7 protein-coding genes are annotated in these 15,097 nt (G+C 67.8%); 2 read left to right on the top strand and 5 right to left on the bottom strand.

The genetic code is table 11. The features are described from left to right. Positions 1-173 precede the first annotated feature (173 nt). A complete protein-coding gene (locus tag K330_RS0103820) occupies positions 174-728 on the top strand; it encodes a cysteine hydrolase family protein (protein WP_202804494.1) in 555 nt (184 codons plus the stop codon). Positions 729-1,715: 987 nt separating this feature from the next. Here the strand turns inward: K330_RS0103820 and K330_RS18985 are convergent. The 5 genes from K330_RS18985 to K330_RS24475 form a co-directional block, all read right to left on the bottom strand. Then, positions 1,716-3,031 (bottom strand): IS3 family transposase gene (locus K330_RS18985; protein ID WP_229665756.1). Its coding sequence is split into 2 segments (ribosomal slippage): positions 1,716-2,749 and positions 2,749-3,031, totalling 1,317 coding nucleotides; the frame shifts between segments, so codons are not numbered across the junction. A 478-nt stretch (positions 3,032-3,509) separates the two neighbouring features. After that, a complete protein-coding gene (locus tag K330_RS0103805; protein WP_022920531.1) occupies positions 3,510-6,962 on the bottom strand; it encodes a CHAT domain-containing protein in 3,453 nt (1,150 codons plus the stop codon). An 11-nt stretch (positions 6,963-6,973) separates the two neighbouring features. After that, complete coding sequence (locus tag K330_RS0103800) at positions 6,974-10,642, bottom strand: caspase family protein (RefSeq protein WP_022920530.1); 3,669 nt, start codon at positions 10,640-10,642, stop codon at positions 6,974-6,976. Next, a complete protein-coding gene (locus K330_RS0103795; protein WP_022920529.1) occupies positions 10,639-13,212 on the bottom strand; it encodes a caspase family protein in 2,574 nt (857 codons plus the stop codon). Before K330_RS0103795 ends, K330_RS0103800 begins: the two co-directional genes overlap by 4 nt. 199 nt (positions 13,213-13,411) lie before the next feature. Continuing rightward, the gene (locus K330_RS24475) at positions 13,412-13,540 is read right to left on the bottom strand and encodes a hypothetical protein (RefSeq protein ID WP_022920528.1); all 129 of its coding nucleotides are present in this window, start codon (positions 13,538-13,540) and stop codon (positions 13,412-13,414) included. Positions 13,541-14,097: 557 nt separating this feature from the next. Between K330_RS24475 and K330_RS0103785 the strand changes: the two genes are divergently transcribed. Beyond that, entirely contained in the window at positions 14,098-14,994 is an 897-nt protein-coding gene (locus tag K330_RS0103785) for an SIR2 family NAD-dependent protein deacylase (RefSeq protein WP_029202285.1), read from the top strand. The last annotated feature ends 103 nt before the right edge of the window (positions 14,995-15,097 follow it).

Raw genomic sequence — 15,097 nt, 5'->3', positions numbered from 1 at the left:
ACCGCCGGGTTCGCCCGCCCACGCCCAGAACCAAACTCCCACGCGGCTCCTTCGGCGAAAACACGCCACACCCTGCTGGCGCGCCCCTACCGCCACACGGAGAAGAACTGAACACAGCCGCCCATGAACGAGAACGCGACTGCTTGGTGCTGCCGCCACGTACGATCAGGGACGTGCCGCTTCCAACCCTGCTCGTGATCGACGTGCAGCAGGCTTTCGACGACTCCGCGTGGGGTGAACGCAACAACCCTGATGCCGAGACCCACGTTGGTGAGCTCTTGGCCGTATGGCGGGAGCTCGGCGCACCCGTCGTACACGTGCGCCACGAAAGCGCCTCGCCCGCCGGGCTTTTCCGCCGCGGCACAGCAGCATTCGAGTTCAAGCCAGAAGCCCGACCGTTACCGGGCGAGATGGTCCTCGACAAGCGGGTCAACAGCGCGTTCATCGGCACCGGCCTCCAGAAGCATCTGCGGAACGCAGAGGCCGACCACGTCGTCATCGTCGGCCTGACAACCGACCACTGCTGCTCAACGACGGCCCGAATGGCCAGCAACCTCGGGTTTGAGACATGGTTCGTCGCAGACGCCACTGCGACCCACGCCCGGGCCGGCTTCGACGCCGAGACGATGCACCGGACTGCCCTCGCAAGCCTGGACGGGGAGTTCGCCCGCGTCATGACTACAGCCGAAGCGATCACAGGCCTGCGCGGGCTCGCATCTTCGTCGTAGCGGGACTTTGCCACCCTAGGGTCGGGGGCGAACGGTCATCAGGCTGGGATGCTGTTCAGCTCATCGGGTCCCCCAACGAACACCCCTCAGCTCCAGCTTTCACACGCCTGGTGCCGCAGATCCGCGTGCTTCCGGGCTCTATCGGTCGCGACTCGCCCGGTCCGTCCGACCTCCAGGGTTCACGTGAGCCCTGGAGGTCGAGCACGAAGTGCGTGTCGCCGCCACGAGCGACCTCGGACCGCTTCGGTGACCCGGCCTGCGCCAGGGCCATAGCGGCTCTTCCGACTCTCGGCGGTACAGCGATGTACCGCACCTCGGCGCGCGCCGATCACCGACATATCCCTGATGACTGCGCAATCGTCGGCGGAGTCGTGATGTCACGACCCCCAGGCAGCAGTCATCCGCGGCGCGATGGCGGCCGCCACGACGAGGTGATCGACCACGAGTGGGAGACGCTGCGCTTTGGCGCCCTTGCGACAGTGACCTGGAGCGACGAGCGGCACCCGCCCGCCGCCTCAAGGGGGCTAATCCCCCACCGCCAGCATCCGCCGCCCTCTGGAAACCGCAGCTGCCGCCGTGGGTGGGCGAGGGCACCCTGCCGTTGGTGCGAGCCATACCGGCAGTGCCTTGCACGGCGGTCCGCCGTGTTCTTTGGCGCGCAGGTTACCCACTGGCCGAAGCCCAGCATCTCGTGACAGCTGTGTGCCAGGTGCGTCAGGTGGAACCGGACATCTTCGTCGATTCTGCGTCAGCCACCGCTGACCTAGACACATGGCTACATCCGCGCCGTTGCGCGGATCTCGGCCCTACTCAAGGGGCACTGCACAGCGTGAGATACGATCGTGGAGGCGGCGGGAAACGCACCGCCACGCTTCTGACCAGCGGCGATGCGGCTACCCCGCGGCGTGTGCCAGTTTTGTGACAGGTCCAGTGGGTGCTTCTGCTCACTTCTGCACGGTGTCATCGCTTATCGAAACCTCGGAGTCGTCACGTAATGGCAAATTGAGACCTCCCGGGATGTCCGGAGACTCGGTTATGTGTCTCACCCAGCCCGGGTGAGGGGGTTCGGTGAGCGTAGTGGATCTGCTCGACGACTGCCGGGGTGAGGTCGTCGAGGGACTCGTGCGGGCGCTGGGTGTTGAAGAAGTCCACCCACTCGAAGGTGGCGACCTCGACGTGGTTGACGTCCCGCCACGGACCGTTGCGGTTGATCTGCTCGGTCTTGAACGAGCCGATCGTGCTCTCCGCCAGGGCGTTGTCGTAGGCGTCCCCGACGGACCCGACCGAGGCGTCGACGCCAGCCTCGAGCAACCTGCTGGTGAAGGCGATCGAGGTGTATTGCGAGCCCGCGTCCGAGTGCGCCACGAGCCCGGTCAGGTCGGTGACGCCCTCCTGGGCGCGGGTGAACAGCGCGTGCTCCAGGGCGTCCAGCACCAGCGGCGTGCTCATCGACGTGGCCGCGCGCCAGCCGATCACCCGCCGGGAGAACGCGTCGATCACGAACGCGACGTAGACCATGCCCAGCCAGGTCGGCACGTAGGTGAAGTCCGCTACCCACAGCCGGTTCGGCGCGACCGGGTCGAAGTCGCGGTTGACCAGGTCCGCCGCCCGGGCCGCCCGCTCGTCCGGGATCTTGGTGCGCGGCTTGCGTCCGTACCGGGCGCCTTCCCAGCCGTTGGCCCGGTAGAGCCGCTCGACGGTGCAACGGGCCACGTCGTGACCCTTGCCGCGCAGCCGCAACCACATCTTGGGGGACCCGAGGCCGGCGACCAGCTTCGAGGAGGCCCGCTCGGCCCGGATGAGCTCGGTGACCTGCTCGTCACGCAGCGCCCGTGCCGAGGGCTTGCGCGTCACCCACTCGTAGTAGGTCGAGGGACTGATCGGGATGCCGTGCTCGGTCAGCACGGCGCACAAGGGCTCGACGCCCCACCGCAGCCCGTCGCCCACGCGGTGGTCCTTGTGCTCGGTGATAAAGGCGATCACTTGCGCCCGGGCCGGTCGAGCTCGGCCCCGAAGAAAGCCGCTGCGGCCTTCAACATCTCGTTCGCGCGGCGCAGCTCGGCGTTCTCCCGCTTCAGCGCCATGATCTGCTCGTGCTCGGCGGACGTCAGCCCGGGCCGGGCGCCGGAGTCGATCTCTGCGCGGCGGACCCACTTGCGCAACGTCTCGGCTGAGCCAACACCCAGCTTGGCCGCGATCGACTTGATCGCCTCGAACTCCGAGGCGTACTCCTCACGCTGCTCCAGCACCAGCCGGACCGCCCGCTCGCGGAACTCCTGGTTGTACTTCGACGGTCGTGCCATGACCTGCATCCTCCCAACGGATCAGGTCTCCGGACATCCCGGGAGGGCTCAGACCCAGGAGGGTTCTCCGTTGGCCGCCCCGAAGACCACTCGTTGGCACGGAGCCTGTTCAGTGTGTTGCGGATGAGTTTCGGTACACAACCGTCCACGCAGTTGCAGTGACGGCCCGTCGATGACGTGCACCTGCACGTGCCGACGACCCAACGGCACGCGCACGCTCGGCTGCTCGATCGCGACGCTCAATCCCTGAGTGTGCGTCACCCGAAGCCGAACCCGACGATCGTCGACCACCGTCACGGCACCCTCCACACGCGACACCCCTGGACCCGCACCCATAGGGCAACCAGTGAGATCACCTGGTGCCAGTACGGCACCGCCAGCACACGACTGTCAAGACTCCGACGCAGGCTTGGACACTGTCCGCTGAACATGGGTGGGTGGCGGTGAGACTCGGCGCTCCGGTTTTCTGACTGCTGAGTCAGAGACCGACGTGAACGAAGGGTGCCCAGTAGAACGGGTGGCTGAGGTCCGTGTTTGGCGCGCTGGCGTGCGAAAGCGTGACGTTGCGCGCGGTCCGTATGGTGTCGACTGCAGCGCCACCGGCGGTCAAGTCTTGGTAGGCCTCGACCGCGGCCGACTTAGACAACGTCCGGGTAGCGCCGGTCGCGGTGCGCAAGGCGCGAGCAGGGCTCTCGTCAGCGAGGAGTGCAGCGTGGAACCGCACCATCGTCAGGCACGCCGCCATGTCATCGACGGGCCACAGCGAAACCACCATCTCGGCAGCGCCGGCCGCAATAAGGGAGCGTGTCAGCCCAATGACGTCGCCTGCCGCCGTTGACCGCCCACGGCCGCTGTCGCAGGCGCTCAGCACCGCCAGCGAGATCGACGTGTCGAGACCCATGAGGTCCGGAACGGTCAGCCCGACTCCCTGCGCCAGCGCGAGCTCCGCGCTGAAGGGTGAACCCTCAACGAGCACACCGTGCGTGGCGAAGTGCACGACGTCGGCCTCTTCAAGCTCGCGAAGCACGTCGGCATGGTTTGCGGCAGCGCCGATCAGTGGCGCGGTCTTCCGCAGGCCACCAACGGCCATCGCTTCAATTCTGGCTCCGGGCAACGGTCGGAACGGGCTGGCCGGGCCGTAGTCGGGATCTCCGACAATGAGCGTACGCGCGTCGTGACCGATCCGCCGGGGGGCCGTTGGGCGCGCGGCGCTGACCGCGGGCAGATACGACACCTCGTGCGTTGCGGCAAGGTCGGAGCCGGCGAAGGGCAGCACGTGAAATGGCAACACCGCGAGCGGGCCGTGCGGCACGAACACCACACGGCGATGCGCCGACAGCTCGTCGGCGACAGGAGCGAGGAGCAACGCAGCGAGGGGGTCCGCCAACTCGCTGCGGACGGACTCAGGCGAGCCGGGATCGGAGATCCCGCGGTGGTATCGACGCACCTGGGATCCCAGCACCGGCGTGATGCTCTCACGACTGAAGACCCTGGCCGAGTCTGCAGTGATCGCCCATAGGACCAGCCGGTCGTCGTATGCGTGGTACTGGATGAGCACGGTGTCGGGATCCAGCTGCTCGCGCGTCTCCGCCATCGATCGCGAGGCGGGAAGGCGGCGACGCCCGGCGAGGAGCGCCGGTGCTGTGGCCGCGAGGGCAGCTTCGGAGTTGTCGAGCTCCCACTCGGCCGCCCGAATCCGCGCCCGGACGTCGGTATCGCCGCTGCTCGAGTCGTCCCGTCCGACCACTTCGATCGTCTGAGCCAATGAGGCCCCGGCTTTCAGCCAGGCCCTGACCGCCCTGACCGTTGTGCGATCGTCGCCAGCAGCACGATCAAGGTCGATGAGGTCGGTCAGCGCCACACCCCGGCTGCGATCGGATAGCACAAAGCTGGCGCCGACGTGGGCGACGGCATTCGCTTCTTGTGCGAGGTCGGAGTGCGCGCGCACGGCCGTCGTGTAGAGGCCGGCCGCGACCGGGCTGTCGCTCGCCATCGTCCGAAGCACATCGCGCGACAGGTTGGCCAGATGCTCCTCGAACGACGCCAGCGCAGTTTCCGCGACGCCCACCGCCTCGCGCGCACGGCCACTGCCCGCGAGGATCTCGGCGCGCAGGGCCGGGCGTTCCCACGGTCGTTCATTCGATGGAGGCTCCAGGGCGATCGCCTCGAACTGGTCGAGCTGCTGTTCGGCGAGGTGGTACGCCCCGAGGCGGGAGAAGAAGTTCGCCGCGAGGTCGGGCGAGAGCCGTCCGGCCGCCACCAGGTCTTCGACGAGGTCGCGCGCGGCGGAGGTGCGGCGCGCGGTGCCGAGGACGACAGCACGTACGAGCGCACCGTCGGCGCCCAACGCACCGCTCCGGGTCAACGCCTCCTCGAAGTGGGTCTCCGCGGCTTCGTCGTCGCCGGCGGCGCGCGCCTCGACTCCGCGATACAGCTCGGCCAGAACGGCGGATTCCTCCGTGGACCGCTGGAGCATCAGGCGGAACATTGCTGTGGCCGGATCCTCCGCAGGCTCGAGTTCGAGCACCCTCTTCATGTGCTGCAGCGTGCGCTCGATCGCATCCGAGTCCTTGAGCGCGTTGGCGTCGGAGTACAGCCGCAACGCGAGGTCGGCGAGCCGCATCCATTCCATCCCGGTCGGCGCGCTCGCCGACTCGGCTTCCCGCAGGTCGAGCGCACCGAGCACGAATGCCGCGCGCCGGTAGTTCGCGGACGCGTACTGCTCCGCCAGTTCGCGACGCACGAGGGCGGGTTCGGTGATCGCGCCGATCCCGTCGTTGAGGGCCTCCGCGAGGAGAAGCGCCCGCCGTGCGCGGAGGGCGTCGTTCCGCAACCGCTGGGCACGAGCATGACACAGGCGGGCGAGCCCGCGGACGTAGCTCCGGCTGCCGACGGTCGTGCCCCACTCTACGATCCGCCCGGCGACGACCCCAAGGTTGGCGGATGCGCCCGCCTCGATGCGGATCAGCGCATCGTGCACGAGGGCGAGTTGCGTCAGCGCCCCGTCACCCGCGTCGGCAGCCAGGTCGCCGCAGCGCCTGAGCATCTCTTGCGCTGCGGTGAAGTCGCCGGATGCTGCCGCCAGGCCCGCCGTCCGGAGCTCCAGCGCCGCGAGGCCGCGCGCGGAGCCTGCGGCGCTGAAGCGCACTCGAGCCTCTTGGTAACGCTGTGCCGCGAAGCCGACGTCGGGCTCGGCCATCGGCGGTCCCGGCGCGGAGCCTTCGAGGTCTTCTCCGAGCAGCTCGGGGGTCGACAGGGGCTGCGCCGAGAAGTCTCCTTGGACCAGCGCACAGGACGCGACGCCGGCGACGTCCTGGAGAGCTCCCGCCGATTCCAACGCCAACCCCAACGGCATGCCGGCCTGGAAGATCCGGCCTGAGCGGACGTAAAGGTCCGCCGTTGCTAGTGCCACCGCGCCCAGCGCCACCGAGGGCTGCATCTCTCGGAGGCGCCCGACCAGGGACTCGGCGATCACCACCGGGTCTTGCTCCGCAGGCACCGCGAAACCGCGTCGCGTGCCCGCGGCGACGGTGCGCAGAGTCGACAGGGACGAGAAGAAGTCCACGATGTCAACGAAGATGGCGACGCTGCTCGACGACGCCTGCAAAGGGGAAAGCGCGAATTGGGCGGTCTCGCCCGGATCCAGCACCGCGGCGGCGCCGCCAGGGAACCAGTTGTGCTCCAGCGTGAGGGCGAGCCGCCGGAGGGTGCGTTCGACCGCTGCGCGATCGCCGTCGTCATAACCGGCCGCAGCAATGTCATCCAGGATGGAAAGCGCGCGCTTGGGCTCGCCCGCGGCGAGCGCGGCGGCAGCAGCGACGAACGGTGCTTCGCTTTGGGGAACGCCGGCAGACTCTGCGTCAAAGCCGAGAGAGACGCCCAGCCATTGCCCGCTCGTCACGAACGGGAGCATCAAAGCCACCGACTCCATCGGTTCTCCCCTCACTTCGTCTGCCGTGCGCGCCGCACGGCGAGGAACTCGCGGATCCTGTCCTCGTCGCCGAGCGGCGCGCCCAGCGTCAAGTAGGCATGTAGGGCGTCTGTCGCTTTGGCGAGCGTCTCGCGCTCGACCATCTCCCGGATCGATTGTCCGAGGTAGTAGCGGATGCGCCCGTTCTCGGGGTCGAGCTGCGCCGCCCGGTCAAGCTCGCTCACGGCCCTGGAGTAGTCGGTCCCGCTCTGGTACAGCACGCGGCCGAACTGGTAGTGAGCTTCCTTCAGGCGGTCGTCAGCACGGGGATCGCGTTCACGCTCACGCGTCATGACTGAGGGGTCGTGGTACCGCGAGGTCGCGCTGTCGAGCGCCTCGATCGCCGCGGTGAAGTCCGCTGTTTCGGCGAGCGCGACGCCGAGGTCGAGCCGGTCCGCCGGGTCGGGGTCGCCCTGGTCATGCCGTTGCGCGATCAGGCGCTTTAGGGTGTTCACCGCCTCGGTGATCGGTTCCAAGTACACCTGCTGCAGTACGGCTTTCACGCTCATGCGAAGCCGGTGGTTGCTGAAGATCGGCTCTTCAAGGCGCTGTTCGTCCGCAATGACTTGCACGGGCGCGCCTGCCTCGCGAGCGCGGTCGCGCCACGAGCGATAAGTCATGCCCGCGGTGTCCGCCACCACGAGCGCCTGCACCAGTCCGTGGGTCAGGTCGCCGCGGACTCCCGCGGCCGCCCCCAGAACCGCGTCGTGCTCACGCTCGATCTCGGAACCCTGATAGCTGCGTGACCCGGCACCGCCCAGACCCATCTCATTGATGAGCGTGACCGGGCTGACGCCCGCGGCGTGGGGCCCGACGGCGTCAGGACTGAGCGGCAGAAGGGCACGCAGACCGGATCCATCTCCGGTACCCCCGAACGCGGACCTGCTCCCCGTTTCGGAGCTCGCGGTGAACCTGCTGTCGAGGATGGTCACGAGATTCTGGGCGTCGCAGCTGCGTGCGATCGCGTCGAGCTCGGCAAGGGTGATGTCCGGCACATCACCGGTGCGCCCGTTCGCGCTTACGATCGTGGGAGCACCGTCGAGGGTTCGCGATCCGGTTCCAGCGAAGTAGAAGACGGTCGAGTCGGTGCGCGACCGTTCCGCGAGCGCGCGGAAGGTATCGACGATCGCCGCCCTTGTCGCCGTTTCGTCGACGAGGACCACGACGTCTTCTGCGGCGAAACCGCACCGTTCGGTGAGAGCGGTCTGAAATAGACGCGCGTCTTCAACCGCGCCCTGGGGCTGCAGCATCCTCTCGTGCTGATAACGATCGACGCCGACCACCAGCGCGAAGCGTCGTGCGGAGGTGATGTGCGCGGCCTGCTTTTCGAGGGTCGCCCGCAGCGGATCATCGACGAGCCCGGCCAGCGACGTGATGTCCGCTGCCGCGTCTTGTGGCGACCCGCTGCCGAGCCGCGCTGCAGAGAGCAGCCGCAGCACCTCTCGACGCCGAAGACCCTCCTTGGTCGCGAGCGGTGCGAGCACCGACACCGCGTCGTCGTACGCGCCGTGCGCGAGGAAGGCGCACCCAAAGCTCAGCGAGAGCGGCGCGAACGACAGGTCGAGGCCACCCGGTAGCCGGCGCAGGTGAGCGCGCAGAGTCTCGTGCGACTCCCGGGGGTAAGTGCGACGCAGCGAGAATTCGAACGCCCACAGGTGGCGGTCGATGGCGCCGAACACGAGTTCGTCACGGTCGCCGACGAGCACCGGGACCTGTGCCGCAAGGGAGCCCACTGATGCTCGGTCTTCGACGATTTTTCGGATTGCGGCATCGAGGAGTTCTCCCAGAGTGAGCGTCTCTGGGTTGGAATCGGCGAGCTGCGACACCAGAGCGGTGGTGAAGAGGCCCGCGGCCACGAGGAACCCATCGCGTTCGATCCGGGTCTCCTGGGCCATCTGGGCGGAGTCCGAGGCGAACAGCACGTTGTAGTCGCCGCCTTGCTGGGCCAGGTCCATGAACGCGCGGCGCGTGTGGCTGTCGATGATGAGCGTCTTGTGGCGGCTGGGAATCGCGGTGAGCCAGTCGTGCAGCTCCTGTGCCGTTATGCCGGGCTGCGCCTCGGTCGTGTCGTGGACGACGAGGTAGAGCTCGTCCGCGTCGCTCGACGCCTCCTCCGAATCCCCCACCGCGTGGCCGCTGTAGTGCACGATGACGGTGTCGTCGGGCTCCGTCCACTCGGCGAGGTCGATGAAAGCCTCCCGCACGCCGAGCTTCGTGGCGTACGAATCGGTAAGGGTGACCGCGTCGAACCCGGCCAGCCGTGTCAGCTCGGTCGCCATGATTTCGGCATCGGTCACGCAGCCGCTGAGGTTGCCCCAGCCTCCATGGAGATAGGTGTCGATACCGATCACCAGCGCCCGTCGTCGCCCCACCGCCCGCGACGGGCGGCCGAGGTAGCTTCGCGCCCACCCGGCGTACTCGTGCTCCGGATCGAGCTCGACGAATCGTCGCAGCGAGCTGCGGGCCGCGTCGGGATCGCCGACTTTGGCGGAGCCGACACCGTGCAGCAAGAGCGCCTCGGTCGCATCTGCCGGCGGTGGCGTCTGACTCGCCAGCGGCTGTACGGCCGCGAGGCACCCTGCGATCTCCCCGGCTCCGAGCAGCGCGTAGCCGAGTCCGACGGCCGCCTGCGGAAGATCCGCGCGTGCCATGTTCGAGAGCGAGAGAGCCTCGGTGAAGCGACCTGCCGCCGCCAGGTAGCGCTCGCGCTCGTCCAGGCGACGCGCGAGGGTCAGGAGCCGGGTACCGAGGTCGAGGTGCTCACGAGCGTTCACTCCCCCCGTGATCGCCATCGGCAGGTTGCGGTCGAATGGGGTGGTCCCGATCGCGGGGTGCTGTTGGTCGCCGGTCTCTCGCTTGACGTTGTCGCGCACATAGTCGAACAGCTCGCCGACGCTCACCACACCGTCCTTGGGGCGGCCGTATCCATCGGCCTCGCCCTTCAGCCCACGCAGGAGGAAGTGCGTGAATACACCGTGCCCATCGCCCCACTCCTTCCCCTCACGGGCGGTCTCGTTCGACTCGGCCGAGGTGAGAAGCGCGACTCCCCCCTTCGACCGGCTCACCTGCTCGAGGTAGGCGTTGATCGCGGTGGCATCGTCGCCACCATCGCGTCGCCCGACACGGTTGCCGATCGCGGCGCTGTGGCAAGTGTCCGCGATCAGGACGACCTTTTCCGCAAGCAGGTTTTCCTGCAGCGACAGGTCGATCTCGCGCATCGGGAGGGCGGTGCCCGACACGTCGTCGGGATCCGTGTCGTGTGTCAGCAGGTACGTGATGCTGGGTCGGTCGACGTCGGGCGTGCCGTGACAGGCGAAGTAGAGCAGCACCACGTCCTCACGGGCGGGTTTTTTCAAGAAGCTGCGCAGCGCCTTGGTGACCGCGGCGGTCGTCGCCTCGCCATCGATGAGCAGCTGGATGCGCTCGGACTCGAAGCCGCCACCCGCAGGCGTTTGGATGAGTTCGTACAGCTCCTGCGCGTCACGGTTCGCCCACCTCAGGTTCAAGCGGGGATCCGCGTAGTTCGAGATGCCGACCAGGATCGCCCACCGGTTCGCGTGAGCCCCGTATTGCTTGCCGACCGGCAGCGGGCCGACGTTGCGCTCCCGATCCGGTGCCTTGCGACCCGGAGCCCTCGTCATAGCTTGCCGCCCGACCTCTGCCTTTCCCTGCCGTCGCCCGAGATATCGACGATCTCGTACGCGAACTCGATCCCCTGCGCCTGGCGCAGCCCCTCCGCGGGCTGGCGCCCCACGCCGAAGTCCTCGAACGCGAGGAAGCTAGTACGGTACAGCCCGATCTCTTTGCCGACGGCCGCCTGCACGAGCTGGTTGCCGACCCGGATCACGGTCGCCGCGGCTGCGACTGTGCCTATGGCGACGGCGACCTGTGGTGCCGCGAGCACCAGTCCGCCGATCACGGTGAGGGCGCCCTGCGTCACGTTGTCATTTACAGCCTCTTCAAACAGCTTCGCGAGGTCCACGCCGTTCGTGTCATCGCGGTTCACCCAGATTGCGATGTCGACGAACTCGTTGACGTCGCCGAGGTACAGCTGCAGCTTGTCCATGGGCAGCAGGTCGCCGTCCTGGATGCCGGGGAATCGGAAGGTGAACGGCTGGGCGACGACCTGGCCGTCGCTCTGCAGGGTCATGACGAGCGCATCGACGCGCACCGTCGCCCGGAACAGCGCCTTGTTGTTTTGCACCTTGAGCGCGACCAGCCGGACAGCCGCGCGTGAGGGTGCGTCGATCGACCCTCGCGGCTGCGCGGTGCGCACGGATAGCGGCGGCAGCTCTGTGATCGCGAACGCGGGCTCATGCAGATCGATCTTCGAGCCCTGCGAGAGGAAAAAATCGATGGTGTCGACCGAGTAGCGAGGCGGCGCGCCGGTCGTGGATGAGCCCGCGTTCCAGTTGCGGGTTCCCGTGACTGCCTCGGTGAGGAGCGACTCGAGCTCGGATGAGGGCACGCCGCGTCGCGTGACCACGTCCCTCGCCGTTTCGAGCAGCAAGAACTCCTGCGGCTCCGTCGCGGCGATGACGACCAGCGTTTCGAGGCGCTCCTCGTTATCGGGAACCGTGTCGTCCCAGGACAGGGCGACGCCGTCGGTGCCGCCGGCCACCTTTGTTTCGCCGGGTTCCAGCCGCCATCCGGACGGCTGATCCCGGCTCAGCAGCACAATCTTTGAGGCGAGCTCGATGTCGAAGAGTCCGACGTAGACGGGCGTGTCCGTGGTGTTGGTGATCGCGACGCTTATCTTGTCTCCGGGATAAAGTCGAACTCCCGCGAGATCCCTCGGGGACCGCCCGGTGTCGTCGTGCTGAAAGAACTCGATGGAGATGAGCCTGTCCCGCTGGCCGTCTGCGCTGGCTGAACGCAGACGACGAAGGCGTTCGGCCTTCACGACGCGCTCGGCGAGCGCGATGGCCGTCTTCTGGCCCGCCTCGTCGGTCGGCAGTGCGTCACGGTTGATCGACAATCCGCTTCCGTCGTGAATGACGAGCTTCGCCTCGCCGACTATCGCGACAGCCGGCGGTTCGCCCTCGTCTTTGCCGTCGCCCTGGTCGCCGTCGTCAAGCACACGGAGCAGGGGCGATGCGGCAATCTTCTCTGCCAGCGGTTCGGCGACATTCTCGGCAACAGCCAGACGCACGGGGCGCGGCGACGACGTGCGAACCGGGATCGCAATCAGTTCTGCGGAGACGCCATCGGGGAGCGGTGGCTTCGTTGTCAGCTTCGCACGGTCGTCCGCGACCTCAGTAACCGTGGCCCCTGCCACCGTGGCGCCGCCGGCCTCGACGAGATGGTAGGTGTCGCCCTGCGACGCCCCGAAGAGGCCCGCGGGCTCGATCGTGAGGGCCGCGCCCTGTCTTGATACCGGCACGGCACCGGCGCGCGGACGGCTGTCGAGGGAGAAGGCCACACGGTCGCTCGGCCCTTCGACCTCGGGGCGCTGCATCGGAAGCTCGGCGCTCACCCTCGTGCGCACGCGGTCGCCAATCCAATGCCAGCTCACTGGACGATCGCCGAGGTCGCGCAGGGCGATGACGAGCTGCTCCGTCAGCGCGCCGTGCCGGCCGCCGAGCACGCTGTCGCGCTCGTAGGCGGACTGAGTCGGGTCGCAAGCGACGATCCGGACGGCGAGGCGGTTGGACGTGTCCCAGCCGTCGTGCGAGGGAGCGAGGCGCTCGAGTACCGACAGGGCACCTGCCGTCGGGAAGCCGCGGGGCGCAGCCTTGGGCGTCAGGGTCGCGCCGCGCGACATCGTGGCTGAGTGGCAGCAGTCGAGGATTGTCGTGACGTTGTGCGTCCGCTCGGTGAGGCGGGCTTGCAGCGCGCTCAGCTCTTGGGCGAGAAGGCCTCGGTAGTCGGACTCGGTAGTCGCCGCCATGTCGAACGGAACGATGTAGTGGAGGTGGGACTGCTCCCCGCGACGCTGCCGGTCCGCCCAGTCGTCGAACGGGTCGCGGCCACCATGACCGGAGTAGTAGACGACGACGGGGTCGGTCGAGCCCCGCCGCGTGTCCGTGATCAGCTGTTCGTAGGCGTCGAGGATCCCCGCTCGCGTCGCCCCGCCGTCGAGCTTCACCGTCACCTGGAATCCACGCCCGGAAAGGCTCTCCGCCATCAGCTCCACGTCGGCGTTCACCCCGGTCAGACCGAAGGTCTGACTTCCGATCAGCAGAGCGCGCTTTGTCATCGTGTCGGCCACCTCACCGCATCTGAGACCGTAGGCTATTGCAGCTCCGTCGGTCGCGCCACCCCACCGGAGAACACGTGGCGGGACGAGCCAGAACCCGACGCTCGCGGTTCATATCCCTGTACCGAGTATGTAACTACGGGGCCGATCGAGCCCAGCGCGGTGCCGCGATGAGACTCGTACGCGAGGACTACGACGCGGTCCCGGCCGCTCATCCGCGCAGGAGCCGGTCGACGGCCGCCGTCTCGTGTGCGGCGAGGGACGGGGGCACGGCCAGCCGGGCCTCCCGCAACCCGTCCAGCCACGCGGCGGGTCGGTGCTCGGCGGGCAGGTCGGCCATGGCGACGGCTGCCCGTAGCCGCTAGACGACGGCGCCCTGCTCCGCCGCCGTCGCGACGGTGGCAGCAAGGTCGTCGGCCGCGGCGCGGGCGTCTCCCCCGTGCTCCAGCGACAGGGTCGCCGGCGGCGCAGGATCGGCGCGCAGCGATCGGCCGCTAGTCAGAGGCAGTGCTATTCAGGCGGCCGGCCGCGGCCCTTATTACAACGCTCCGAGTGGTGTCATCGCTCCAGGTCGCAACTCCAACTGCAGCAGAGGCTCGTGCAAGTCCGAGTACGTCGCCTGGTTGAACCACCGACGGCTTCACGGCGGGATCGGCCAAGTCCCACCCGCTGAGTACGAGGACCACCACTGGGCAACCACCACGCCAGAGCACTACCCTGACAACTCCGGCTCCGGCGGGGGCCGGAACCAACTAACCGAGCCTCCACGAAACCCGGGGCGATTCACTACGTCTCCGCACACACCCGACGTGAGATGCGCTGACAGCTCTTGTCTCTCCGCCTTGGCGGGTGCATCCTTGACCTAGCCAGCCATTGGCCGCCGGGCGGAGGACACTCGTGGTGCAGCCCTCTGGGCGTAGGTACGTCGACCGCCTGCCTGGCGGGCTACTTCGCTCGCTTTTCGCTGGCCGGTGGCTGCCCGTCATTGGTGCGGGCTTCAGCCGGAACGCCGTCACAGACGATGGACGTCGGGCTCCTTTGTGGGGTGAGCTGGGGCGACTCCTCGCGGTCGATACGCCTGCGGCAGACGCGACCTCCCCCATCGATGCGATCTCCGCCTTCGCGGACGTATATGGCCGTTCGGCCCTGGTCGAGCGACTCAGTGAGCTCCTGCTCATCGATGCACTGGAGCCCAGCCAGGCACATTTGGCTTTCACCCGAATGCCCTTCGACATTGTGCTGACGACGAACGCCGACTTCCTCCTGGAACGAGCATATGAGCGTCAGCGCCGTCCGTATGTCCCGCTGTTGGGTGAGTCCCAGCTATCGCTCGCCCGTCGCCCGGAGGCCACACAGCTGCTCAAGTTCCACGGGGACCTTCGCCACCCCGGCGACCTCATCATGACTGAGGAGGACTATGACGGTTTCTTGCGTCGAAAGCCACTGCTCACAACCTACATCTCATGGTGGCTTCTTACCCGCGAACCGGTGCTGTTCGGCTATAGCCTCGACGACGTGGACCTGCGTGAGGTACTCGCTGTCCTACGTGACCGGCTCGGCCGCATGACACGGGCTGGCTGGGCCATCCTGCCCGTCGACGCCGATGGCCGCACCAGTGCGAAGTTCGCTCGCCGTGGCCTGCGGGCCATAGTTCTGGACGACAATCCCGACGCAGACCGGGGCGAGGTCTTGGAAGTCTTCTTCACGGAGCTCCTCACCGAGTGGGAGCGGCGAGCGGCCCGGCACGTCAGCCTCAGGACCGATGCTTCGACGGCGGAACTGCGCCGTGGCTGAAAATTTCGCCCCCCAACTAGCTCTCTTCGTCGCAGGGCGAGCCGAGCTGGCGCTGTACCGTGAGTTCGTTTTCCCGTCCGTGCCGGCTCGCACGGGACTGCTG

Origin of the sequence: Ornithinimicrobium pekingense DSM 21552 (genome assembly GCF_000421185.1) — a bacterium.
Lineage (GTDB): Bacteria > Actinomycetota > Actinomycetes > Actinomycetales > Dermatophilaceae > Ornithinicoccus > Ornithinicoccus pekingensis.
The sequence above is the reverse complement of the archived record's forward strand: the minus strand, read 5'-3'. Positions and strand labels throughout refer to the sequence as shown.